At 31.1% G+C, this 24,433-nt stretch carries 34 protein-coding genes; 6 read left to right on the forward strand and 28 right to left on the reverse strand.

The window, feature by feature from the left end:
* Positions 1–7: 7 nt before the first annotated feature.
* The 28 genes from rpsK to coaD form a co-directional block, all read right to left on the reverse strand.
* Positions 8–397, reverse strand: coding sequence for a 30S ribosomal protein S11 (gene rpsK, locus ACE38S_RS03070; RefSeq protein ID WP_374696340.1), 390 nt, complete (start codon positions 395–397; stop codon positions 8–10).
* A gap of 19 nt (positions 398–416) precedes the next feature.
* Positions 417–782 carry a 30S ribosomal protein S13 gene (rpsM, locus tag ACE38S_RS03075; protein WP_374696341.1) on the reverse strand — a complete coding sequence of 122 codons (366 nt, stop codon included), beginning with the start codon at positions 780–782 and terminating at the stop codon, positions 417–419.
* Positions 783–800: 18 nt separating this feature from the next.
* Positions 801–914, reverse strand: a complete 114-nt coding sequence (gene rpmJ / locus ACE38S_RS03080) for a 50S ribosomal protein L36 (RefSeq protein ID WP_374696342.1) — start codon at positions 912–914, stop codon at positions 801–803.
* A gap of 58 nt (positions 915–972) precedes the next feature.
* Positions 973–1,191, reverse strand: coding sequence for a translation initiation factor IF-1 (gene infA / locus ACE38S_RS03085; protein ID WP_374696343.1), 219 nt, complete (start codon positions 1,189–1,191; stop codon positions 973–975).
* Positions 1,192–1,215: 24 nt separating this feature from the next.
* Positions 1,216–1,854, reverse strand: a complete 639-nt coding sequence (locus tag ACE38S_RS03090) for an adenylate kinase family protein (RefSeq protein WP_374696344.1) — start codon at positions 1,852–1,854, stop codon at positions 1,216–1,218.
* An 18-nt stretch (positions 1,855–1,872) separates the two neighbouring features.
* Positions 1,873–3,300, reverse strand: coding sequence for a preprotein translocase subunit SecY (secY, locus tag ACE38S_RS03095; protein ID WP_374696345.1), 1,428 nt, complete (start codon positions 3,298–3,300; stop codon positions 1,873–1,875).
* On the reverse strand, positions 3,300–3,737 hold the full coding sequence (gene rplO, locus ACE38S_RS03100; protein WP_374696346.1) for a 50S ribosomal protein L15: 438 nt from the start codon (positions 3,735–3,737) through the stop codon (positions 3,300–3,302). The genes secY and rplO overlap by 1 nt, the downstream gene beginning before the upstream one ends.
* A 12-nt stretch (positions 3,738–3,749) precedes the next feature.
* Positions 3,750–4,223 (reverse strand): 30S ribosomal protein S5, encoded by a 474-nt coding sequence (gene rpsE, locus ACE38S_RS03105; protein WP_374697120.1) that lies wholly within the window; start codon positions 4,221–4,223, stop codon positions 3,750–3,752.
* Positions 4,224–4,393: 170 nt separating this feature from the next.
* The gene (gene rplR / locus ACE38S_RS03110; RefSeq protein ID WP_374696347.1) at positions 4,394–4,759 is read right to left on the reverse strand and encodes a 50S ribosomal protein L18; all 366 of its coding nucleotides are present in this window, start codon (positions 4,757–4,759) and stop codon (positions 4,394–4,396) included.
* Positions 4,760–4,780: 21 nt separating this feature from the next.
* Positions 4,781–5,320, reverse strand: a complete 540-nt coding sequence (rplF, locus tag ACE38S_RS03115; protein WP_374696348.1) for a 50S ribosomal protein L6 — start codon at positions 5,318–5,320, stop codon at positions 4,781–4,783.
* A 23-nt stretch (positions 5,321–5,343) separates the two neighbouring features.
* Positions 5,344–5,733 carry a 30S ribosomal protein S8 gene (rpsH, locus tag ACE38S_RS03120; RefSeq protein WP_374696349.1) on the reverse strand — a complete coding sequence of 130 codons (390 nt, stop codon included), beginning with the start codon at positions 5,731–5,733 and terminating at the stop codon, positions 5,344–5,346.
* 19 nt (positions 5,734–5,752) lie between these two features.
* A complete protein-coding gene (locus ACE38S_RS03125; RefSeq protein ID WP_374696350.1) occupies positions 5,753–5,938 on the reverse strand; it encodes a type Z 30S ribosomal protein S14 in 186 nt (61 codons plus the stop codon).
* 15 nt (positions 5,939–5,953) lie between these two features.
* Positions 5,954–6,496: a 50S ribosomal protein L5 gene (rplE, locus tag ACE38S_RS03130; RefSeq protein ID WP_374696351.1), complete on the reverse strand. Its 543-nt coding sequence runs from the start codon at positions 6,494–6,496 to the stop codon at positions 5,954–5,956.
* 22 nt (positions 6,497–6,518) lie between these two features.
* Positions 6,519–6,839, reverse strand: a complete 321-nt coding sequence (gene rplX, locus ACE38S_RS03135; protein ID WP_374696352.1) for a 50S ribosomal protein L24 — start codon at positions 6,837–6,839, stop codon at positions 6,519–6,521.
* Between the two features lie 11 nt (positions 6,840–6,850).
* Positions 6,851–7,219, reverse strand: coding sequence for a 50S ribosomal protein L14 (rplN, locus tag ACE38S_RS03140; RefSeq protein ID WP_374696353.1), 369 nt, complete (start codon positions 7,217–7,219; stop codon positions 6,851–6,853).
* Positions 7,220–7,239: 20 nt separating this feature from the next.
* Positions 7,240–7,500, reverse strand: coding sequence for a 30S ribosomal protein S17 (gene rpsQ, locus ACE38S_RS03145; RefSeq protein WP_374697121.1), 261 nt, complete (start codon positions 7,498–7,500; stop codon positions 7,240–7,242).
* The gene (gene rpmC, locus ACE38S_RS03150; protein WP_374696354.1) at positions 7,484–8,509 is read right to left on the reverse strand and encodes a 50S ribosomal protein L29; all 1,026 of its coding nucleotides are present in this window, start codon (positions 8,507–8,509) and stop codon (positions 7,484–7,486) included. The genes rpsQ and rpmC overlap by 17 nt, the downstream gene beginning before the upstream one ends.
* A gap of 1 nt (position 8,510) precedes the next feature.
* Positions 8,511–8,924, reverse strand: a complete 414-nt coding sequence (rplP, locus tag ACE38S_RS03155; RefSeq protein ID WP_374696355.1) for a 50S ribosomal protein L16 — start codon at positions 8,922–8,924, stop codon at positions 8,511–8,513.
* Positions 8,924–9,682 carry a 30S ribosomal protein S3 gene (gene rpsC, locus ACE38S_RS03160; RefSeq protein WP_374696356.1) on the reverse strand — a complete coding sequence of 253 codons (759 nt, stop codon included), beginning with the start codon at positions 9,680–9,682 and terminating at the stop codon, positions 8,924–8,926. The genes rplP and rpsC overlap by 1 nt, the downstream gene beginning before the upstream one ends.
* 6 nt (positions 9,683–9,688) lie before the next feature.
* Entirely contained in the window at positions 9,689–10,042 is a 354-nt protein-coding gene (gene rplV, locus ACE38S_RS03165; protein ID WP_374696357.1) for a 50S ribosomal protein L22, read from the reverse strand.
* A 28-nt stretch (positions 10,043–10,070) separates the two neighbouring features.
* Positions 10,071–10,346: a 30S ribosomal protein S19 gene (gene rpsS / locus ACE38S_RS03170; RefSeq protein WP_374696358.1), complete on the reverse strand. Its 276-nt coding sequence runs from the start codon at positions 10,344–10,346 to the stop codon at positions 10,071–10,073.
* An 86-nt stretch (positions 10,347–10,432) separates the two neighbouring features.
* The gene (rplB, locus tag ACE38S_RS03175; RefSeq protein WP_374696359.1) at positions 10,433–11,269 is read right to left on the reverse strand and encodes a 50S ribosomal protein L2; all 837 of its coding nucleotides are present in this window, start codon (positions 11,267–11,269) and stop codon (positions 10,433–10,435) included.
* Positions 11,270–11,326: 57 nt separating this feature from the next.
* Positions 11,327–11,614 (reverse strand): 50S ribosomal protein L23, encoded by a 288-nt coding sequence (gene rplW, locus ACE38S_RS03180; protein WP_374696360.1) that lies wholly within the window; start codon positions 11,612–11,614, stop codon positions 11,327–11,329.
* On the reverse strand, positions 11,614–12,240 hold the full coding sequence (gene rplD / locus ACE38S_RS03185) for a 50S ribosomal protein L4 (protein ID WP_374696361.1): 627 nt from the start codon (positions 12,238–12,240) through the stop codon (positions 11,614–11,616). Before rplD ends, rplW begins: the two co-directional genes overlap by 1 nt.
* Positions 12,241–12,266: 26 nt before the next feature.
* Entirely contained in the window at positions 12,267–13,043 is a 777-nt protein-coding gene (gene rplC / locus ACE38S_RS03190; protein ID WP_374696362.1) for a 50S ribosomal protein L3, read from the reverse strand.
* Between the two features lie 64 nt (positions 13,044–13,107).
* Positions 13,108–13,416, reverse strand: coding sequence for a 30S ribosomal protein S10 (rpsJ, locus tag ACE38S_RS03195; RefSeq protein ID WP_374697122.1), 309 nt, complete (start codon positions 13,414–13,416; stop codon positions 13,108–13,110).
* A 1,324-nt stretch (positions 13,417–14,740) separates the two neighbouring features.
* Complete coding sequence (locus ACE38S_RS03200) at positions 14,741–14,899, reverse strand: hypothetical protein (RefSeq protein WP_374696363.1); 159 nt, start codon at positions 14,897–14,899, stop codon at positions 14,741–14,743.
* Positions 14,900–15,354: 455 nt separating this feature from the next.
* On the reverse strand, positions 15,355–15,777 hold the full coding sequence (gene coaD, locus ACE38S_RS03205; protein ID WP_374696364.1) for a pantetheine-phosphate adenylyltransferase: 423 nt from the start codon (positions 15,775–15,777) through the stop codon (positions 15,355–15,357).
* 219 nt (positions 15,778–15,996) lie between these two features.
* On the opposite strand from coaD, the gene ACE38S_RS03210 reads away from it, so the two are divergent.
* From ACE38S_RS03210 to ACE38S_RS03235, 6 genes are all read left to right on the forward strand, one after another.
* The gene (locus ACE38S_RS03210; RefSeq protein WP_374696365.1) at positions 15,997–17,667 is read left to right on the forward strand and encodes a ribonuclease J; all 1,671 of its coding nucleotides are present in this window, start codon (positions 15,997–15,999) and stop codon (positions 17,665–17,667) included.
* 101 nt (positions 17,668–17,768) lie between these two features.
* Positions 17,769–20,756 (forward strand): DNA translocase FtsK, encoded by a 2,988-nt coding sequence (locus tag ACE38S_RS03215; RefSeq protein WP_374696366.1) that lies wholly within the window; start codon positions 17,769–17,771, stop codon positions 20,754–20,756.
* Between the two features lie 177 nt (positions 20,757–20,933).
* Positions 20,934–21,800, forward strand: coding sequence for an energy-coupling factor transporter ATPase (locus ACE38S_RS03220; RefSeq protein ID WP_374696367.1), 867 nt, complete (start codon positions 20,934–20,936; stop codon positions 21,798–21,800).
* Complete coding sequence (locus ACE38S_RS03225) at positions 21,788–22,711, forward strand: energy-coupling factor transporter ATPase (protein WP_374696368.1); 924 nt, start codon at positions 21,788–21,790, stop codon at positions 22,709–22,711. Before ACE38S_RS03220 ends, ACE38S_RS03225 begins: the two co-directional genes overlap by 13 nt.
* A gap of 4 nt (positions 22,712–22,715) precedes the next feature.
* Entirely contained in the window at positions 22,716–23,681 is a 966-nt protein-coding gene (locus ACE38S_RS03230; protein ID WP_374696369.1) for an energy-coupling factor transporter transmembrane component T family protein, read from the forward strand.
* On the forward strand, positions 23,675–24,430 hold the full coding sequence (locus ACE38S_RS03235) for a tRNA pseudouridine synthase A (RefSeq protein ID WP_374696370.1): 756 nt from the start codon (positions 23,675–23,677) through the stop codon (positions 24,428–24,430). Before ACE38S_RS03230 ends, ACE38S_RS03235 begins: the two co-directional genes overlap by 7 nt.
* Positions 24,431–24,433: the final 3 nt, after the last annotated feature.

Here is a 24,433-nt window from a genome sequence, read left to right on the forward strand (position 1 = left end):
ATTTCTCCTATCCTCTTGGTTTTTTGGGAGGACGCGCCCCATTATGAGGAATTGGTGTTACATCTTTAATTGAAGTGATTTCTAATCCAATTGCTTGAATACTACGCACGGCAGCATCGCGGCCTGGTCCTGGTCCTTTTACTTCAACTTGAACAATACTCATACCATGTTCTTGACTTGCTTTACCGGCTGCTTCAGCAACCATCTGGGCAGCATAAGGAGTTGATTTCTTGCTCCCTTTAAATCCCATTGCTCCAGCTGATGATCAAGAAATAACATTTCCTGCTTCATCAGATAAGGTAACAATGGTGTTGTTAAAAGTTGAATGAATATGTGCAATCCCTTTTAGAACATTCTTTTTAACTTTTTTCTTATTCGTTTTTTTTCTAACAGCCATAATTTCTTATCCTTATCTACTATTTTTTCTTATTAGCAACTGTTTTTCGTGGTCCCTTAACTGTTCGAGCATTTTGCTTTGACGATTGTCCGCGTGCTGGCAAACTTTTACGATGACGAATTCCGCGATAACTACCAATTTCCATTAATCGTTTAATATTTAAAGCAACTTCACGTCGTAAGTCTCCTTCGGTTTTTAATTTGGCAATTTCATTCCTAATAGTTGTTAATTCATATTCTGATAAATCTTTAACACGAATATCTTCTGATATTTTTGCTTCTTTTAAAATTCGTTGTGATTGTGGTTTTCCAACTCCATAAATATATGTCAACGCAATTACCACGCGCTTATCATTTGGAATGCCTACTCCGCCAATACGTGCCATGCTGTGTTCCTCCTTTTCTTAACCTTGTCGTTGTTTGTGTTTTGGTTGTAGACAAATTATCAGTACACGCCCTTTTCTTCTAATTACATGACATTTGTCGCAGATTTTTTTAACTGATGATTTTACTTTCATCGTGTATTCTCCTTTACCAAAATTTTTTGTTATTTTATTTCTTAATTAATATATTTTTTTATTTATGTCTAAAAACAATCCGTCCACGTTCTAAATCATAAGGTGACATTTCAACAACTACTGTGTCCCTGGGTAAAATGCGAATGTAATTCATCCGAATTTTACCCGAAACGTGCGCTAAAATAGTTGCGCCATTTTCTAATTGCACCCTAAACTTCGTATTGGGTAATACTTCTAAAATTACTCCTTGTACTTCAATTAAATCAGTTTTGGCCATTTTATTTATTACCTCCAATCTCCATTATTTTAATACTGCCATAATCTGGTCTCAAACAGCAGATCCTTCCATATCGGCATCAATAATGGTTAATACTTGCTGATGTAAATAGTATTCAATTAACGGTACTGTATCAGTATGATAGCCCGCTAATCGGATTTTAATTTTCTCTTTATTATCATCTTTGCGTTGAACTAATGGTGTTTTATCATCATCACAAACGCCAGCTACTTTTGGTGGCACAGCCGTTTTATGATATGTTCGTCCGCAAGTCGAACAAGTTAAACGGCCCATAATTCGCGCCACTAATTTTGTCTCATCAATTTTAAAATATAAAGTATGATCAACCTTACTATTTAAATTGTGTAATAATTGGTCTAATTTTTCCGCCTGGGCAATTGTCCGAGGAAAACCATCTCAAATTAAATCCCCAGTTACTTTTTGTAAATGATTTTCAACCATTTTAATAATAATGTCATCGGGAACTAATTTCCCTTGTTCCAAATATTGCTGACACAAAATTCCCGGAGGGTTTTTTTGCGCAATATTATCCCGAATAATATCTCCTGTTGAAATATGGGTAAAACCAAATGCTTTAACCAAATGGTCTGATTGGGTTCCTTTCCCACTCCCGGGAGCTCCTAATAAAATAAAAGTTCGCATCAATTTTCCTATGGCTTTCTATCATAAATATGAATTATTCGTATCATCTGATAATTGTTGCAATTTTTTATCAATAAATGCTTGTTGTGTAATTCTTCCTTTAACTTGACTCATTGTCTCTAGAGCTACTGACACCATAATAATTAAACCTGTTCCTCCAATTGCTAACGCACTTGGCAAGGCCGTTAATTTACTAATAACATATGGTAAAATCGCAATTGCTGCTAAGAAGATTGATCCTAAAATACTTAAACGGTTAATTGTCCCCTTAATGTATTTTTCGGTTTCTTTCCCTGGTCGAACCCCTGGAATAAATGTTCCGGATTTTTGGAAATTATCAGCAATTTTTTCTGGATTCATTTGAACTTGTGAATACAAGAATGTAAATAAAATTGTTAAAACAGCATAAATAATAATTCCTGGTCATGTCCCGAATGATAAATAATTATTTGTAAACCGGACAAAACCATTGTTTGGATTACTTACTCCAATAATCTGCGCCACTGTAATTGGCGCTGAAATTAACGCCGAAGCAAAAATTACAGGAATAACCCCAGAGGAATTAATTTTTAATGGTAAGAACGGGCGACTCTCTTCATCCCCAGACGCTAAACCACTTCCTGTTTGCTGAATTGGTAATTTACGTTCTGATTCATTTAACATCACTACAAACAAAACAACTAATAAGAACATAACCACATAAACTAAGAATTTTAAAATTCCATCAAATAATAAGTTAATATCTTCTTGTCCTGAAATTCAGAATTTAAAAGTTGTTTGTAAATTATTCGGTAATTGTGCTACTATTCCAGCAAAAATAATTAATGAAATACCATTACCAATTCCTCTAATTGTCATTTGATCAGCTAATCAAAGCATTAACATTGTTCCAGCAATTAATGCTGTTGGAATTAAAATGTAATAAAAAATAGGGCTTCCTGTTCCAAAGTCCGATGAATCTCATTTTGGTGAAATAATTCCTTGGTTTGCCATTGTAAAAATTGTGGCAATCCCTTGCATAATTGCAAATGGGATTGTTAATCATTTTGTTAAACGATCTAATTTTTTGCGCCCACGTTCACCACTTTTAGCTCAACGTGATAAGGGCGGAATTACATCGGTTGACAATAACTGCACAATAATTGAAGCAGTAATATAGGGTGATACTCCTAAAGCTAAAATTGAAAACTTCCCAAGGGTTCCTCCTCCTAACATCGAAATCAAACTAAAGAATTGATCATTGTTTGATAAATCTTGAAAATCAGGTGAAATTCTGACCCCCGGCACTGTTAAATAACTCCCAAAACGAATTAAGACTAAAATCAATAAAGTAAAACAAATTCGTTTAATCAAATCTTTATTTTTAACAAAGAAATTTGATGATTTAACAATATTAACCTCACTATTATAGTAAGATGCTTTTCTCTTTTTCGCTTTAGTTTTCACTATATTACCTCCACTTTTCCTCCAGCTTTTTCAATTGCTGTTTTTGCAGTTTGTGAAACTTTGTTAACTTTAATATTAACACTATTAAATATAGTACCATTACCTAAGATTTTAATTAATTGTTTTTCATTTTTTAGCACTTTTTTGGTAACTAATGTTTGGTGATTGATATCATTTAAACCTAATTTTTCTAAATCACTTAAATTTAATAAGACATATTTTTTAGTTGTTAAGTTAGTAAAACCAACTTTTGGTAAACGACGGAAGATGGGGGTTTGTCCCCCTTCAAAACCAGGGCGAACACCGCCACCGGTACGAGCATTTTGCCCTTTATGTCCTTTTCCTGATGTTTTTCCTAACCCCGATGATGTTCCGCGTCCTAAACGTTTTTTACTATGACGCGCTCCATCGGTATACTTTAACTCGTTTAATTTCATTGTTTTGTCCTCTTATCCTTGTAATTCTTCTAGTGACTTACCACGTAATTTTGCAATTTGGTCAATTGTTCGTAAATTACGTAAACCATCTAACGTTGCACGAATCATATTAATTGGGGTATTTGATCCTAAAGATTTTGTATAAACATCTGCTAATCCCGCTAATTCAATTACAGCCCGCGCTGGACCACCAGCAATAACTCCTGTCCCTTTACGCGCTGGTTTAATTAGCACTTTTCCAGCACCAAAATTACCAATAATTTCATGGGGAACAGTTGTTCCAACTAGAGGCACTTTAATTAGCTGTTTCTTTGCCTCTTTAATTGCCTTTTTAATTGCATCAGGAACTTCGTTTGCTTTCCCAGTGCCAAAACCAACACGGCCTTTTTTATCACCAATTACCACAACTGCCGCAAAACGAAAGTGACGTCCTCCTTTTGTTACTTTAGTAACACGACGAATTGTAACAACTTTCTCTTCAAACATATTATTATCGCCACGACGATTACGATTATTATTACGTTCAAAGCGTTGTTTTCATTGGCGAGGATTATTTAATGAAAAACCTCCCTTTACCAGTGGTTTATCGGCCGGACTTCCTGACTTTGGTTTTAAATCTGTTCTATTTTCTGCCATATTTCCTTATTGCTCTCCTTTTAAAATTTCAATCCTGTTTCACGGGCAGATTCTGCAAATGCTTTTACTTTTCCATGGTATAAATATCCACCACGATCAAATACTACGGTTGTAACTTTTTTTTCAAGTGCTTTTTTCGCAATTTCTGCTCCAACTTTTTCCGCCGCAGCGATATTGCCTGTTGATTTTAAACCAACCATTTTTAATGTTGAGGCCGCAACAATTGTTTTTTGCTTCACATCATCAATTAATTGGGCGTAGAAATGCCCGTTCGATTTAAACACATTTAAACGAGGAATTGCGGTTGTACCATTAATTTTGGAACGAACACGAAAATGTCTTCTTTTTCGTTTCGCACTACGACTTTGACTTTGTAAATTTGCCATTGTTGTGATTCCTTTCTTCTGCTATTTACCAGCAGATTTTCCTTCTTTACAGATAATGTGTTCGTTTTTGTATTTAACTCCCTTACCTTTATAAGGCTCTGGTTTACGATAATTTCTGATTTTTGCTGCTACTTCCCCAACTAATTGTTTTGAAATTCCTTCAACAACAATTTGTGTTGGTTTTGGAAGAGTAATGGTAATTCCGACTGGAATTTTATATTCAATTGGATGTGAATATCCCAAACTTAACGTTAGTTTATCGCCAGCCAATGCTGCCCGATATCCAACTCCGTTAATTTCTAATTCTTTTTTAAAACCTTTGCTGACACCCTCTAACATTCCTTGAATTAAAGAATTGATTGTACCATGTAATTGCTTACTATGTTTAACATCGTTTACTCTGGTTGTTGTCACAAAGCCTTCTTCTGTTTTAACTGTAATAACACTTGGAATCGCTTGCTCTAATTGTCCTTTTTTGCCTTTGACAATAACATTATTTTGTTTAATTGTTACTTCTACACCACTTGAAATTTTTAACTTTCTATTACCAATTCGAGACATTTTCTTGCTCTCCTTTAAATATTCTATCAAACATAAGCAATAATTTCCCCACCTAGGTGAGCTTTTTTTGCTGCTTTGTCTGTCATAATTCCTTGGTTAGTTGAAATAATTGCAATTCCCATACCACTTAAAACTTGAGGTACTTTTTCAAAAGTCGCATAAACTCTTAATCCTGGTTTTGATATTCGTTTTAATCCTGAAATAACTTTTGTTTTTCCTTTATATTTCAAATTTAACGTTAAGTCTTTTTTAATATACCCTGATACTTTAAAGTCTTCGACATAGCCTTCTTCTTTCAAAATCTCAGCAATTCTTACTTTCATTTTACTTGACGGCATTTTTACACTTTTGTGTAAACGTTGATTGGCATTGCGAATTCTTGTTAACATATCAGCAATTTTATCAATCATCATAATTAATTAGTCTCTCTTTCTATCATGAAGCTTTTCTAACACCAGGAATTTGTCCATTATATGCTAATTCTTTAAAGCACACACGACATAAATCGAATTTACGTATCACAGCATGAGGACGTCCACATTTTCCACAACGAGTATAACCTCTTACTTTGAATTTTGGATGGCATTGTTGTTTAACTTTTAATGATTTTTTGGCCATATCTTCTTTTTCCCTCTATTTTTTAAATGGCATTCCCATTTTGCCTAATAATGCGCGAGCATCGTCATCATTAATAGCACTTGTGACAATTGTAATATCCATTCCCCGTACTCTTTTAACTTTATCATAGTCAATTTCAGGGAAAATGATTTGTTCTTTAATTCCTAAGGTATAATTCCCACACCCATCAAAAGCATTATTATTAAGTCCTCGGAAATCTCTTACCCGTGGCAAAGCAATGTTAATTAATTTATCTAAAAAATGATACATTTTTTTTCCACGTAAAGTAACTTTTGCACCAATTTGCATTCCTTCACGTAATTTGAAAGAAGCAATTGAACATTTTGCTTTTGTAACAATTGGATGTAATCCAGTTGTTACTGCTAATTCATTAGTAATATCTTCGATTACTTTACTATTTTGTGTTGCATCACCAACTCCCATGTTCACAACAATTTTTTGAACAACAGGAACTTGCATAATTGATTGAAAACCTTGCTCTTTGAATAATTCTTTAACAATGGTATTTTTATATTTTTTTTCTAAATTAACAGTCATTATTTAAACATTATTCCTTTCTTTACGATAAATGCGCTTTTGATTTCCGAGCAATTCGATTTTTTTTTCCGTTATCAGCAATTTGATAACTGATTTTCGTAATTTCTTTTTTGTTTTTTGGATCAATTAATGCAACATTTGAAATATGAACTGAGGCCGGAACTTGTCGAATTCCCCCTTCAGTATTATTTTGAGAAGGTTTTACATGTTTAACATTTGTAATTCCTTCAATTATCACACGACTTTTTTTGTGTAAAACACTAATGATTGGGCCTTCTGTCCCTTTATGTTTTCCAGCTACAATTTTTACTAAGTCACCTTTTTTAAATTTAAATTTATTCATCTCGTAGACTCCTATAATACTTCTGGTGCTAGAGAAGCAATTTTTGTAAAACCAGCATCCTTAACTTCACGAGCGATTGGCCCAAAAATTCGTGTTCCTCGTGGATTTTTATCATCTTTAATTAATACTACGGCATTTTCTGAAAATTGAATTTGTGTTCCATCTTTTCGTTTTAATCCACGTTTAGTGCGAACAATAATCGCTTTAACAACCTGTCCTTTTTTGACAATTCCGCCAGGAGTTGCTTTTTTAATTGTACATACAACAATATCCCCGATATTAGTAAACTTTCGTCATGAACCACCCAAATTTTTAATTACTAACACTTCTTTTGCACCAGAATTATCAGCAACCTTTAATCTTGATTCTTGTTGGATCATTTTTTATTATCCCCTTCTTCTTAACCAATTGCTTTTTCGACAACTTCGACTAAACGAAAGTGTTTAGTTTTTGATAAAGGGCGCGTTTCCATAATGCTTACTTTATCTCCGATATGTGCTTGGTTTTGTTCATCGTGGGCTAAATATTTTTTTGAATACTTAACACGTTTTTTATATAACGGGTGATTTTTGTATGTCTCAACTAAAACATTAATTGTTTTTTCAGTTTTGTCTGAAATAACACGTCCTTGTAGGACTTTGCGACTATTTCTTTCCATTATTTTTTCCCATACTTTTCTTAGTTGTTTTATCAACGGCTTTTTTTGTTGTTTTACCAGCGGTTAAAATTTTATCACGATTTTCTTTTCAATTTGCTCCATATGTATATTCTTTGGCGTTTGGATCTTTTCTTTTTAAATCTAAATCAATTTTAATATTTGACCCACGCCCTTTGGTGGTGTCACCCGTTGTTACAACAACAGAACTTTTGATTGCTGCTAATTTTTCTTTTACATTAAGTTCGGTTGGTTTTTTAACATCATTTGTTGACCCTGTTTTTTTTTCACCATGGAGTACTTCAATTTCTGCTTTAGCAGAAGTAACTGACTTAACTGTTACAGTTTCTTTATCGTTTGTTGATGTTTTTTTACTTTTAGCAGCTGATTTTTTAGCATCATCATTTTCTTTAATTAAAGTTTTTAATGCAACATCTTTATCAGCTTTAGGTGCTTTATCAGCGACTTTTTTAACTTCTAGAACTTTTTTTTGCATTGGTGGCACTGCTTCTTTTATTGTTGCTGATTTTTTCTCCACAACATCTTTTTTATCAGAAGTAATTTTAACTAATCCTGGTTTCTTGTCCACTACAGAAGTTGGTTGCTCTGTCGTTGGACTTTGTTTATCGACTGCTGCTGACGCTGTTAGATCAATTGTGTCTGTTAATGGTAGGTCTATTAAATTTGGCATTTGTTCGTCATCAGCTTGTTGTTCAGCCATCATTTGTTCAATTTTTTCTTTGCGTTGTTTCGCAAAAGCTTGTGATTCTTTTTCGATTTTCGCATATGTTTCACTTAAATTAATTTTTACATTAATTTCAGTATTTTCACCAGCATTTTTACGAATATATAAGATTGTTAAAATTCAAGCAATTTGTTTCTTTAATTCTCCAATGCGATGAGGTTTTTCTAAATTCCCCATTGCTGATTGAAATCTTAACGCAAATAATTCAGCTCGCGATTCTTCTTCGAGTTTTTTTAACTCTTCAGCTGATTTTTTATTTAAATCATTCACCTTATTCTTCTCCTTCTTTAACAATCTTACATTTCACCGGTAATTTATACATTGCTAATCGTAATGCTTCACGCGCAGTTTCTTCCGAAACTCCTGCTACTTCAAACATTACTGTTCCCGCTTTAACTACCGCTACTCATTCTTCGGGTGAACCTTTTCCTGAACCCATTCGTACTTCTAGTGGTTTTTTTGTTTTTGCCATATGGGGGAAAATTCTAATTCATACTTTCCCTCAACGTTTCATATAACGAGTCATAGCAATCCGTGCCGATTCAAGTTGACGGTTGGTAACTCAATTTCCCTCTAGTGATTTTAATCCAAATTTTCCAAAATCTACTTTCGTATTTCCTTTTGCTTTTCCTTCGTACTTAATGCGATGCGGACGACGATACTTTGTTCTTTTTGGTAATAACATTATTTTGATCCCTTAGCATCAGAATGTAATTTTGGTCCTTGATCAAAAAGATTATTACTTGAACAATTAAAATTTCTTCTTTCAAACTTTGGTTTTTCATCACTAGTGGATAATAATTCTTTACTCAAGATTTCTCCTTTACACATTCAAACTTTAACTCCGATTTGACCATAGGTTGTTAAAGCTTCTGATAATGCATAATCAATATCACTACGTAAAGTTGCCAACGGCACCGTTCCTTCAGTATATCCCTCTGTTCGTGCCATATCAACCCCCCCTAAACGTCCTGATACTGAAGTTTTAATTCCTTGTGCCCCAGCTTTCATTGCCTTTTTAATGGCTAGTTTTTGCACACTTCTAAATGATGCACGATTAACAATTTGTTCCGCAATTGTATTTGCGACTAATTGTGCATCAGTATCGGGGTTTTTAATTTCAACAACATTAATTTTTACTTCCATTTTACGATCGCCAATTGTAACATATACTAATTTTACTAATTTAGCGATGTTTTTCCCTTCTTGTCCTAATACAATACCAACACGAGCAGTCCTTATAAAGATAACAATTTCTTTTTTTGTGCGCTCAATTTCAATTTTAGAAATACTTGCTCCTTTTAATTCTTTCAACAAAGCTTTTCTAATCTTGATATCTTGATGCAATCATTTAACATATTCTTGCTTTTCGGCATATCATCTTGAATCTCATGTTTTAATAACTCCAACTCGCAATCCTGTTGGACTAACTTTTTGACCCATCTCTCGTTATCTTCCTTTCTTATTGTTGTCCATATCGCTAACAGTAACGGTAACGTGACTTGTTCTCTTCAATATTTCATATGCTCGTCCATGTGCGCGCGGACGGAAACGCTTTAATGTTGGTCCTTCATTAACGAATATTTCTTTAATAAATAAGCGATCAGCATCCAGACCATTATTATTAACGGCATTAGCTACCGCTGATTTAACTAATTTTTGTACTGGTACTGATGATTTTTTGTTTATGTTGTTAAGAATAACTATTGCGTCTCCCACTTTTTTATTCCGAATCAAATTGGTTATTAATCTTACTTTTCGTGGCGATATTCGAATACTTCTTAAGTTTGCTTTTACATCCATTTATATAATACTAACTTTCTGAATTTGATTATTTTTTCTTTTTCTTATCATCGCCATGCCCACCAAATTTTCTTGTTGGTGAGAATTCTCCCAGTTTATGACCAACCATATCTTCGGTAACATAAACCGGAATATGTTCTTTCCCGTTGTGTACAGCAAAAGTGTGACCAATAAAATTAGGATAGATAACACTTCTTCTTGATCAGGTTTTAACAACTTCTTTTTTATTCGTAGAATTTAATACTTCAACTTTTTTCTTTAAATGTTTATCAACAAATGGCTCTTTTTTAAGACTTCGTGACATTTTTTTACCCCCTATATTATAATCTCTCTAATTTTTATTTTTACTTTCAACTATTGTTTGTCTGATTTTACCCTGATTTAGCAAGATTATTGGGTACGTCTTCTAACAATTAGTTTAGTTGAGGTTTTTTTCTTATTACGAGTTTTCACTCCTAATGCCTTTTTTCCTCATGGAGTCATTGGTGCTTTTCGCCCAACTGGAGCTTTACCTTCTCCGCCTCCATGTGGGTGATCATTCGGGTTCATAACTGATCCCCGAACAGTTGGGCGAATTCCGCGTCAACGGTTTCGACCGGCTTTTCCTCAATTTACCAAGGCATAATCTTCATTTCCAACTTCACCAATTGTGGCACGACACTCAGATAAGACCTTACGAACTTCACCAGATGTTAAACGAATTGTTACATATTTGCCATCTTCATCTTTTCCTAGTAATTGCACCGATGACCCCGCTGAACGCGCTAATTGGCCACCTTTACCTGGACGTAATTCTAAATTATGTAGAACTGTCCCTTCTGGAATGTTTTTCAATTTCATACAGTTTCCAACTTTAATATCAGCTTTATCACTGCTAATAATTTGCATTCCAACTTTAATTGTTTTTGGTGCTAAAATATATCTTTTTTCACCATCAACATAATTAACTAAACTAATAAAGGCGTTGCGGTTTGGATCATATTCAATGGTTGCAATTTTTCCAATAATATCATACTTATTACGTTTAAAGTCAATAATACGATATTTAACTTTATGGCCGCCACCTTTATGTCTTGTCGTAATAACCCCTTGATTATTACGACCAGCATGTCTTTTCCGAGTTTCAATTAATGATTTTTCTGGGCGATCGGTTGTTAGCACGGAATAATCTAATGTCGTCATGTTACGACGACTCGGTGTAACTGGTTTAAAACCCTTAATTGGCATTTTTATTTTATCCTCCTTTTGCGCCAATAAACAGTCCCGGATAGAGTAATCTTGGGATTATTTATCTTCTCCTAATAAATCTAATTTCTCTCCTGGTTTTAATTTAATAACTGCACGTTTTGTATATGTTGTTTTTCCAACAAATTTTCCCATTTTCTTTTCTTTTGGATCATAATTAATAACATTAACTTTTTCAATTTTTACTTCAAATATTTTTTCAAAAGATTTTTTAATTTGAACTTTGTTTGCTGTCCGCGCAACTTCAAAAGTATATACACCATTAACCATATTACGGTATGTTTTTTCTGACAAAATTGGTTTTTTAATAATATTTGTAATATGCATTATGCATAAACCTCCTCAATTGCTTTTATTGCTTCTTCTGTTACTAATAGTTTGTTTGAATTTAATAAATCATAAATATTAATTCCAGTTGATTTAATTATATTTATTTTTTTAATATTACGTGATGATTTAAAGTTAATTTCATCACCTTCAGTCGTAATAATTAATAATTTTTCATTATTAATTTTTAAATTATTTAAGACTTCAACCATTGCTTTTGTTGAAGGTTTGTAAATTCCAAATTGGTCAATTACCATAATATTTTTATCTTGAACTTTCAATGATAATGCTGATTTAATTGCCAATTTTCTTACTTTTTTATTAACATGTTTTAAGTAATTTTTTTCCGGAGTTGGGCCAAAAACAATCCCTCCGCCTTTTCATTGTGGTGCTCTAATTGAACCTTGGCGAGCACGGCCGGTTCCTTTTTGTCTTCAAGGTTTTCTTCCACCACCAGATACTTCTGTTCTTGTCTTAGTTTTGTGTGTATCTTGACGCATTGCGGCTTGTTGCGCAATCACAGCATCAAACATTGATTGTTGATGTGGGGCAATACCTCAAATGGCATCATTTACAATAATTTCTTTAACGCTAGTTCCCTTCGCATCAAGTACTTGTAATTTCATTTTATTTAAAATTCCTTTCTACAAAACTACCCCATCTTTGATGCTGGCGCATCAGTGACTGCTGTTGGTGTTATTTCAACACTTGAATCAACAACTCTTTCAACTGGTTTTTCTTCTTTTGTTGTGTGTTCTGATTTTTTTTTGTCAACAGTTCTTTTAATTAGTTCTGTTGGTGCATTAGGTGTTAAACCTTTAATTGTTTCTTTAATAACTACAAATTGTTTTTTCGGACCTGGAATTGAGCCCTTTATTAATAAAGTGTTTTTTTTAATATCAATTGCAATAATTTCTAAATTTTGAATTGTTACTTTTTCGGTTCCCATATGTCCGGGCATTTTTTTAGATTTTAAAATTCGATTTGGTGCAATTGGTCCCATTGATCCAACACCACGGTGGTAACCTGACCCATGACCCATTGGTCCTTGTGAATAGTTATGTCTTTTAATCGAACCGGTAAATCCTTTCCCTTTTGAAATTCCTGTAACATCAACGAATTCTCCAGAAGTAAAGATATCAACTTTAATAATATCGCCAGAATAATAACCATCCATGTTTCTGATTTCTTTAACGAAGCGCTTAGGTGTTGTGTTCGTTTTTTTGAATTGCCCTTGGTCTGGTTTTGAAACCAAGTTAACTCTTTTATCTTCGACAGCTAATTGAAGTGCTTGATAACCTTTTTTTTCTTTTGTTGACACTTGTAAAACAACATTATGTTGCACTTCAACTACTGTAACTGGTATTAATCTACTATCAGTAGCAAAAATTTGTGTCATACCAATTTTGCGTCCTAAGATTCCTTTCATTTCTTTCCTCCTTAAAAATACGTCATGTATATCTTGTTTATAAATTAAATTTAAGAATGGTTATTTATTTCATTTCAATTTCCACACCACTTGGTAGTTGAACCCTTTTTAGGGTATCAATTACCTTTGGACCATCAGGATTAATAATATAAATAATTCTTTTATGCGTTCTCATTTCAAATTGTTCTCTTGAATCTTTGTATTTATGAGTTGCTCGTAAAATAGTGATAATATTACGTTCGGTTGGTAAAGGAATTGGTCCTTTTACCTGTACTCCTGCGGCTTGAGCCGCTTTAATGATTTTTTTAATTGATTGATCAACCACACGGTGATCAAAACCTTTTAATTTAATTCTCATTTTAGTTTGAACCATTACTTTTCCTCCTAATTTTGTTCATATTTTTTGTGTAAACATTTACAACGCCTGTCAGTGTATCACAGATAGACCACAAAAGATTTTCCCATAAAACATACGTGCTAATTTATTTTATTGGATAATAGTTAATAGTGCAAGTCTTTTTTTTTTTTTTGTAAAAATGTGAAAACCACAGACATTTAAGAGTTTAAAGATTTTAATTCCTAAAGTTAATAACATTATAACAAAAAATAAAACATTAATTATTAGCATTATCTATAATATGAAAAATCTAATTTGTATATTTCTTTTTTCATATACATTTATTGCTGCCCAAGTTATAAATTTTTTATACAGTTAAATAAAATAATATAATTTTTAATTTCTTGATAACATTTAATAACATTGACGACATAAAATCATCTTAATATTTTATATTTTTGTTGTATTCATACAATTAAAAATATAAAATCCATAATTAAACTCCATATTTAAATATAAATTGTTATAGTAAATCTTTAGCTTAATGTCTAAAACTTGATTCTTCTACTTTATTTGTATTATCATTAAGTACCTTTAAATTATATTCATAATTAAAAAAATTAAAAAATTCAAATAATTTAAAATATTCATAAATATTCATTAAAATATTCATTAAAATATTCATCAAGTTTATTAATTAAATTTTGAGCTCTATTTGTTTTTATATTTTTTATTTTCCAATAATATAGTTAATCCTAAATAAATAAATACTACAATGGAAAAAATAATACTGGTTACAATAATAACTTTATCTTTAGTTTCTGTTTATTATCACCAATTAAATTATACATTATTTAAATAGCTTAAATCTATAAAATAACTAAAACAGCATTCATCTGCATTAATCATATCTAATTTATTCAATACCAATTTTTTGTCACAAATATTAGTTTTTTCATTAATTATTAATACAATTAAATAATTCTTGATATAAATATAAATAAAAATATCCGTTCATATTAATAGCTGTTCTTTTTTACTAAAATTTCTTTGTTATTAAAAGTTTTATAAAAATCTAAATTATTACTAAAATAAATCTTTCCCCCTGCTAATAAATTTTTTTCATTTATAATTCCGGTATTGAATACTTCGCCCTTTTGTTCCAGTTACTAAAATAATAGAAAATCTTGTAATATCTAAATTCGTGATTTTTCAAACATCGCATTATAGTAATGTTTTTCTAACAAAACAACCAATAGTTCGGCATCATTGTCAATCCGATAATTAAAATCTTCTTTAAAATTACCTTAATTGTAAATATATTTGGGACACTTTATTAAATATTTTGTATTAAATCCAATTAATTTTTATAATTTAATGATTTTATTGGCATTGAATTTATTTTCAATGCTATTTTATTTAAATCATCTTGATAAAATATTGATAAATCTATTCCTTTCGGTAAACTTTGTCTCAAAATTTCATTATTATTTTCGTTTAATTCTTTTTGCCAAGACAACCATTATCAGTAAAATAAACTTTTATTTTACAAATATTTTTAAGTTTTTTTACTTGCTAAATTCTTTACCACGATCAAATGTAATTGTTTTTATTGTGCCAGGTGGTTTGTTTAAAATAAATTTTATTATACTTTCTATGACATCTTTGCTTTTGCTATTATTTAGTTACTAGCTATATTGATTTTTTAGATAATATATCAGCTAAGGTTATAATTGTTGTTTAATGGTTTTCACCAACTATAATATTTCCTTCTAGATGACCAAAGACATTTATTGCTTTGATATTTGGAAATTCAATATTACGTTCAATAATTGTTCGACAATTATTAACTTTTCTGTGGTTTTCTGTTTTATTATGTGGTTTATGTTTACCTTTTCTTAATAAATTTTTTTATTAAAATTATAACGAGAAAAGGTAAACATATTACCTGAATTGTAAAATTAAGGATTTCTTTTATTTTTTTAACAGCTTAATTTGATTTAAAAGGGTTGAGGAAATTTCATTTAGGCCGTGGTCAGCAATAAAAAAAATTGTCTCAAGATTTTGATTTAATTGTTTATTTGCAAAAGCTAGTTCCATTTCATATTTTAAATAATTATTATTCCGTAACCCCCGAATAATATATTTAGCGCCTAATTGTTTGGCAAAATCACTAGTTAACATTTGATCATTAATTAAAATTTCCACATTTAAGTTAAGATTTTGGCAAGCAAGATCAACTTGCTTAGCACGAATATTAATATCTGTTTGTTGTTTCTTTTCTAAGTTATTAGTAATAACAACATATAACTTAGAAAATAAAGTCCCTGCTTTTTTAATAATGTTAAGATGACCTTCGTGGATTGGGTCAAAACTACCAGGAAAAATTGCTTTCAATCTTTTTTCACATCCTTTTAAATATTATTATTTTAACTTAAAAAATGTGTTATTTTTCCTGATTATTTAGATATTTTTTAAATAGTAATGTATAATGATCAAGATTACATTTTTTAGATATATTAGATTTATTAAGGGAAAAATATATAAATGCATTTAAAAAATAAAATGTAAATAAGTATTAATTAATAAAAAAATAGAAAGTAGATGATTTTAATTATGGCAAAAATTAATTTTTTCGCTCTTGGGGGGTTAGACGAGCGAGGTAAAAATTTATATTGTATTGAAGTAGAACAAGATATTTTTATTTTTGATGCAGGAACAAAAAACCCGGAACGAGGAATTTTAGGAATTGATGTAGTAATTCCAAATTTTGATTATTTAAAGGAGAACCGCGCCCGCATTAAAGGGTTTTTTATTACAAAACCTTCAGATGAATGTTCTGAAGCAATTACTTATATTTTAAAAGAATTAGCATTGCCAGTTTATGGAAGTAATTTAACGTGTAATATTTTAAAATTTCATTTGCAACGCTTTAAAGTACGAGGAAAAGAAGAATGTTTTCATCTTATTAATGCAAAGGATATCCTTGATTTTGGGTCATGTAAAGTTGAAGTTTTTTCAACAACAACAAATATGCCAAATAGTTTTGGTTTTACTTTATACACGCCAGATGGGACAATTATTTATACAGGTGATTATATTTTTGATGCAAAAGCTGATTCTAACTTTGCAACTGATTTGCAACATTTAAACCAAATTATTGCCAAAAATAAAGTATTATTATTTTTATCAGAGGCTTCATCAGTTTCACGCCGGGATTATACAGCTCCAAACCATAAAATTAAAAACTATATTGAACGTGCCGTGAAAGAAACAGAAGGACGGATTATTTTAGCTTGTTTTGATCAAGATTTGCACAAAATTAGTGAGTTATTTGATTTAGTACGGGAAAATAATATTTCCGTTGGAATTTATGGTCAAACATTATTAGAATCATTGAAAGTATTATCGGATAGTAAAAAACTAAACTTTAATGGGATTAATTTAAAAGGATTACAAGAGGCCGTTAAAGAAAAGAAATCATTAATTATTGTAACTGGAAGTAGTGAACGATTATATAGTCGTTTAATTAAAATTGCGTCAGGAAATGATGATATTTTAGATATTAAAGAAAGTGACACAATTATTTTAGCAACACCACCAAATCCAGGCAGTGAATTAAACCACGCTAATGTTTTAGATGAATTAGCACGAACTGTTGCTAAAACCATTGCTTTATCAGATAAAAAAGTTTGAACAATGACAGCAAGTTATGAAGATGTTAAATTAATGAGTTCAATTATTAAACCAAAATATTTTGTTCCAGTAAAAGGACTATATAAAGACTTTGTGCAAGCAAAAATGTCTGCAATTGAAGCTGGGATTAATCCAGAACATATTTTTATTGTTGATAATGGAGAAGTACTTGAATTTATTGATGGTGAATATAAAAAAACATATAATAAGGTTAAAATAGCTGATTTATATGTTGATGGAATTGGTGTTGGTGATATTGGTGCCGTTGTTTTAAATGAACGTAAACAATTAGCAACAAATGGTGTTGTTATTATTGGTGTTTCAATTGATAGTAAAACAAAAGAATTAGTTTCCTTGATTGATACACAAATGCGAGGAGTAATCTATATTCAAGAAAATAATGATATTTTTCGTAAAATGCAAAAAGTTATCATTGATATTATTGAAAAACATTATTATAAAAAAGTTGCCACTATGGAAATGTATGATGTTAATGAAGTTAAAAATGAAATTAGATCAACAATTAGTTCATTTGTTAAAACAGAAACTGGGAAAACACCAATTATTTTGGCAATTGTGAATGAAATTTAATTTTATGATATATTCACAGTAGATAAATATTTGAAACTTTTAAATATATGGTCATATTTAAAATAATTTATAAGTATTTAGAATTTTAGGAGGGCTACACTGTGGGAAAGAAGTCTTATAATGATCATTTAATAAATGATCATAATGAGAAAACTGCAATCTTAAAAGTCAAAAAAAAGCAGCATCGTAATGATTCCATCGGGTGAGTAATTGGGGCATTATTAGTGATATTTTTTACTATTATTGCGGTAGGACGCATTACTTTAATTGGACAATTTATTGACGATGTTTTATTTACTTTTGCTTTTGGTTGATTTAAGTATTTAGTGTATTTAGTATGCTTAATATTAGGAATTACGATTTTTATTGGCGTTCGTATTCGCTTAAAAAACCGTGTTATTTGTATGGCAATAACTTTTATTATTTTATCGTGTTGATTAGTTAGCGGTGTGTTGCTGATTTATCAATACGCTATTGGCCAAATGGCATATTTTCATCGCGGTGTTTTTTTAAATGTTATGAATAACTATCTTGAACGTTGGCAAGATGCTTCCATTTTTAATTATAATCCAACCCATCATATTACTTTTGTTGGGTTTAATGGCTCTTGAATTATTTTATACGCTGGTGGCGGAATGATTGGAAACTTTTTAGCCGGAATTGCTAGTTATACAACTATTTTTGGATCGTTAATTTTGTGTTTATCAGTTTTTATATTATGAGGAAATTGAATAATAACAGGAACAACGGTTGGAATGTTTTTAATAAAAAATGAGCGACAACAACAAAGGGTTCGTGTATTACGTTTGCCAGTGAATCGTCGTAAAAAACAAAATATATACCAAGATTATAATATTCCAGATGAAGAATTGTTTTCCGCACGGCAAGTAATGCACACAACGGAATCCTCTGATATTACAATTCAAATGCCATCATACACCGCGTTACATGATCAACATTTAATTGATGATTTAATCGCGGATGATTTTGTTGGAAAGAAAAAAATAAAACAAAATTATGTTAATTTTGATAATCAAAATCCCTTTGGTCCAGAACCAATAAAACACAAAAAACCTTTTAATGATTATCCCCTTTTTCCTCCACAAGCGCCGCATCCACCGCATTGCACAAAAATTCAATTAACACCAGACCAGTACATTCAACCGCGTAATCGTCGGAACAATAATAATGCTTATCTTAATAAAAATATTGATAATTTACCAGTTTATGGTTCATCTTATGATAAAAATGTTAATATTGATGCTGCCCGTGATAAATTAAATTCGGCAACTGATATTACACCTTTTGGAAAAATTAACCGTAATGATAATCCAGGCCCTTTAAAACAAACATCATTTTATGATGAACATTTTCTCATCAAAGAATACGATTCATCACCATTAGAAAAATATGGGCCAATTGATCCTAATGCAGGAATTTATCATCGCCAGAGTAGTAATCGAGAATATGAATATGACTTAGAACCACATCAAGAGGAGTATTACCATAGTTATGAACCACCAGTAATGCATCATCATCATCATCAACAACATTTTGAAATACCGTGTTGTCAATCACCACACCGTGTTACGAAGCTAAAATCAATTGAAGTTAATAAAAAATTTAGTCAGTCGGAGCCACGTCGTAGTTCTTTTAATGATCATCATTATAAATTACCTAATTTATGTTTATTAAATCCGAAGGAAGATAATCAACGAAATAATGAACAAAATAAACTTGCTGCACAAAATAAATCCGAGAAAATTAATCAAGTTTTTCAACAATTTAATATTGCCGCTAGTGTGCGGAAAATTAATATTGGTCCAACAATTGCCAAGTTTGAAGTACAAATGCAACCAGGGGTAAAAGTTAATAAAATTATGAATTTAGAGAGTGATCTAAAATATGCTTTAGCCACGAAAAATATGCGGATTGAAGCGCCAATTCAAGGGAAATCAGCCGTTGGAATTGAAATAGCTAATGTAATTAGTAATAAGGTAACTTTACGCGAAATTATGGAACGCTTACCATTAGAAAAACAAGACCGTAAATTATTAGTTGGAATTGGTCGCAGTATCAATGGTGAAATTATTTTTGTTGAATTAGATAAAATGCCTCACTTATTAGTTGCTGGTTCAACCGGAAGTGGAAAGTCAGTTTGCATTAATACCATTTTATCGTCATTAATCTTACGAACAAAACCATCAGAGGTAAAATTATTATTAATTGACCCAAAACAAGTTGAGTTAACAGTTTATAATAATTTACCGCATTTATTGGCTTCTGTTATTACTGATACCACGTTAGCAAATTCAGCTTTAAAAAAAATCATTGAGGAAATGGAACGCCGTTATAGTATGCTATCTGAACGCGGTGTTCGAAATATCGAAACATTTAATAAAAAAGTTTCAGAGAAAGATCGATTACCATATGTTGTGATAGTGATTGATGAGCTGGCTGATTTAATGATGACAGTAGGGAAAGAAATTGAAGACTCAATTATGCGAATCACCCAATTAGCGCGTGCGGCTGGAATTCACATGGTGATTGCAACGCAACGACCATCAACAGATGTTATTACCGGGGTAATTAAAACAAATATTCCTTCGAGAATTTCATTTTCGGTTACTTCAGCGATTGATTCACGGATAATTTTAGATCAAGGAGGCGCTGAAAAACTAATTGGTTATGGTGATATGTTATATATATTAGCGGGACAAAATATTCCAACTCGGGCACAAGGAGCATTTATTTCTGATGATGAAATTAAACGGTTAGTTAATTTCTGCCGTGAACAACAGGAACATAATTATGATGAAAAGTTTTTAAACATTGAAATCAATAGTGGTAGTGGCGTCAACAATGAAAGCGATAATATTGACAGTTTGTACCCAGAAGTAAAACAATTTGTTATTTTAAATCAGAAGGCTTCAACATCGTTGATTCAACGAAAATTTTCAATTGGTTATAATCGAGCTAGTCGTTTAATTGATGTGTTAGAAGAAAACGAGATTATTGGTCCCCAAAATGGTGCAAAACCACGGGATGTTTATGTTCAAAATATTGACTTAGATGATAAATCCGTATAGTGATGAGGGCTATTGATAAAGCCCAGATAATTTAGAAAAAACAAATTAATTATTTGTGTATTTATAATTTTTATATATAATTAAAGATAAATTAGAAAGATAAAATTTCAATTAATATTTTTTAAATATTAAGTATATAATTAAACCATTGTGTAAAAACATTAAGGATGAGAAAATATGGCGAAAAAAACAAAGAAAACTACTGTAAAGTTAAAAAAACTAAATGATATTTCATTAAAATTAACTAATGTTGAATTTCGCTATCGTGAAAAACATCCTAATGCAGTTGACGGAGTTAGCTTTGAAATTAAACACGGTGAATACGTTACAATCATTGGTCATAATGGGAGTGGGAAATCAACGATTAGTAAAATTATTATTGGGGTTTTACGACCACAAAAAGGGAAGATTGAAGTTTTTGGTAATGAAGTTCATTCGTCAACAATTACTGGAATTCGTAAATTTTTAGGAATTGTCTTTCAAAATCCGGATAATCAGTTTATTGGGTCAACAGTTCGTGATGACATTGCTTTTGGTTTGGAAAATCGTCAAATTCCTCAAAAAGATATGCAAGCAATTATTGATAAAGCAGCCGCCAAAGTTGATATGAGTAATTTTCTTGACCATGAACCATTAATGTTGTCGGGTGGACAAAAACAACGGATAGCAATTGCTTCGGCATTAGCTTTAACCCCAGATATTATTATTTTTGATGAAGCAACAAGTATGCTAGATCCAAAGGGACGCAAAGAAATTAAACAAATTATTGTTGATTTAAAAAAATCACGGAAAAAAACAATTATTTCAATTACCCATGATATGGATGAAATTTTAAATGCTGATAAGGTCATTGTGATGAACAAAGGACAAGTGGTCAAATGTGGTAAACCATATGAAATTTTATATAATGAAGAGTTTTTAAAATCAATTCATTTAGATGTTCCCTTTGTCTCGCGTGTTGTTGATAGTTTAATAAAGAATGGATTAGAAGTAAAAAATACACTAGATCTTAAAGAGTTGGTGGATGAAATATGTCAAAAGTAAAAAATAAACCTAAAATTGAAGCGTTACAAAATGTTGATATTACCTTCACTGATGTCTCTTATGTTTATGCACCCAAAACGCCATACGAATATGTCTCGTTGCAAGACATTAATGTGGTTATTAAACCGGGGAAAATTACCGCTATCATCGGGTCAACAGGAAGTGGTAAATCAACATTAATTCAACATATTAATGGATTATTAATTCCCACAACAGGCGTTGTTGATGCGAATGGTTTTATCATTACCGCAAAGCAAAAACGAATTAAGAATATTAAACAATTACGAAAATCAATTGGGCTAGTGTTTCAGTTTCCGGAATATCAATTATTTGAAGAAACAATTGAAAAAGATATTATGTTTGGTCCAGTTCATTTGGGTGAAAGTAAAGAAGTGGCTCGAGAAAACGCCAAAAAATATATAACAATGGTTGGCTTACCATTGAATTATTTAGAACGCTCACCATTTGACTTATCAGGAGGACAAAAACGTCGCGTTGCTATTGCTGGGATTTTAGCAATGGAGGGTAATACTTTAATTTTAGATGAACCAACAGCGGGGTTAGATCCCGAGGGGGAAGAAGACTTTATTAAGTTATTTTCCCAAATTAATAAAGAACAAAATAAACGAATTATTTTAGTAACACATAATATGGATCATGTCCTAGAAATTGCTGATGAGGTTATTGCTTTAAAGGAGGGCTGTGTTTTAAAAGTCGGAACACCTTTTGAAATTTTCAAAGATAAAGATTTATTACAAACCATTTTAATTGAACCACCGAAGATTTATAATTTAATTTATAAATTACAAGAAAAGGGGTTTGATTTAAATTTAACTAATGTTAATATTCGAAATATTGATCAATTAGCAAAAGAAATTATTCACCATAAAAAACAAAAAAGAAAGGAATAAAAAGATGCGCTTATCATTTGGACGTTATATTGCTTATAATTCTCCAATTCATAGAATGGATCCACGGGTAAAATTATTTATGTTGTTATCATTAATGGTATCAATCTTTTTTTCAACCGGTTTTACTGGTTATGCTATTTTAGTTGTAACGATTTTTACTTTGTTCTTTTTAGCGAAATTACCGCCAAGATTATTACGGGCATTGTTAAAACCAATTTTATTTATGTTTATTATTTTAATGTTAATTAATTGTTTTTTAGTAACAGGTGGTTATATTGGTTGACATTGAGGAGGAAAAACATCGGCAACTGGTCCAGTTGCCGAAGGAGGAAAAAGTTGATTTGCTTTTTCCGAAAAAGCCGTTTTTAATGCCTTTTATATGGCATGTAGGATTTATTTAATGATTTTAATTACAACAATTTTAACCGCCACAACCCGCCCATTGGATTTAACATTAGCGTTAGAAGATTTATTAAGTCCGTTAAAATTAGTACGGTTCCCTGTTCATATTTTATCAACAATTATTTCAATTGCTTTACGTATGATCCCAACATTAATTGAAGAAGCGGGACGAATTATGAAGGCTCAAGCTTCACGAGGAGTTGATTATAAGAATGGACACTTTAAAGACAAAATTAAATCAACAACATCTTTGATTATTCCATTATTAGTGTCATCCTTTCAAAAAGCAGAAGATTTAGCTTATGCAATGGATGCTCGCGGATACGACCCTCGTGCTAAACGAACACGTTATCGTCATTATCGCATTCATTTTCCGGATATCTTATTATTTATTTTTGGTGTTGGGATTGCCAGTGTTATTATTGCGCAATCAGTAACAATGGGTCAATACGAAACCTTTTATAAAATTTGACACTGAGGAACAGGTGAATGAATATTTGGCGAAATTTCAACAGGATTTTTACGTATTCGGATTCCTCATATTGATGAATTTGTTTTAGGATGATAATGTTATATTTATTATTAAGTATTGAATATGATGGTTATGATTATAGCGGTTGAGTTAAACAAAAAAATGCTCAAACAATTCAGTTTGAATTAGAGAAAGCATTTTTTGGCGTTTGTCAACAAAAAATTTGAACATTAGGAGCTAGTAAAACTGACGCAGGTGTTCATGCTTGTGATCAAAAAGTATTGGTTAAGTTGCCGTTTCAGCCAGGTCACTTAGGTTTTTTTATTAATATAGTTAGTAAAAGTTTACCACCAAATATTAATATTAAAAAATATCAAGTTGTTCCCGAGAATTTTAGTGTTCGGACAACCAAAGTCAAAGAATATGTTTATACGATTAATGATCGAACGTATGATCTTTTTAATCATCGTTATGAATTAAAAGTTGATCTTTTACTAGATGTGAAAAAAATGAATAAAATTAGTCAAGTTTTTGTTGGTACTCATAATTTTGCTTTTTTTACCGGTGTTAAATCGGGCGAAAATATTGCAACGCAACGAACAATTAAAAAAATTTGAGTTAAACGAAATAGATCCAAAAAAATAGAAATTCATTTTGTAGGACCAAATTTTATTCGTTATCAAATTAGGATGTTAACACAAAATATTTTGGCATGTTATTGAGGACAAGTTAGTTTAATGGAATTAAAAATGGTTTTAAAACACCCACCATTAAGAGGGACAACAAAATATTGTGCAAAACCATATGGTTTATGTTTAAAAAAAATTAAATATCCTGAATTGTAAATA

This window comes from Spiroplasma endosymbiont of Polydrusus formosus (assembly GCF_964263245.1).
GTDB lineage: Bacteria > Bacillota_I > Bacilli_A > Mycoplasmatales > Mycoplasmataceae > Spiroplasma.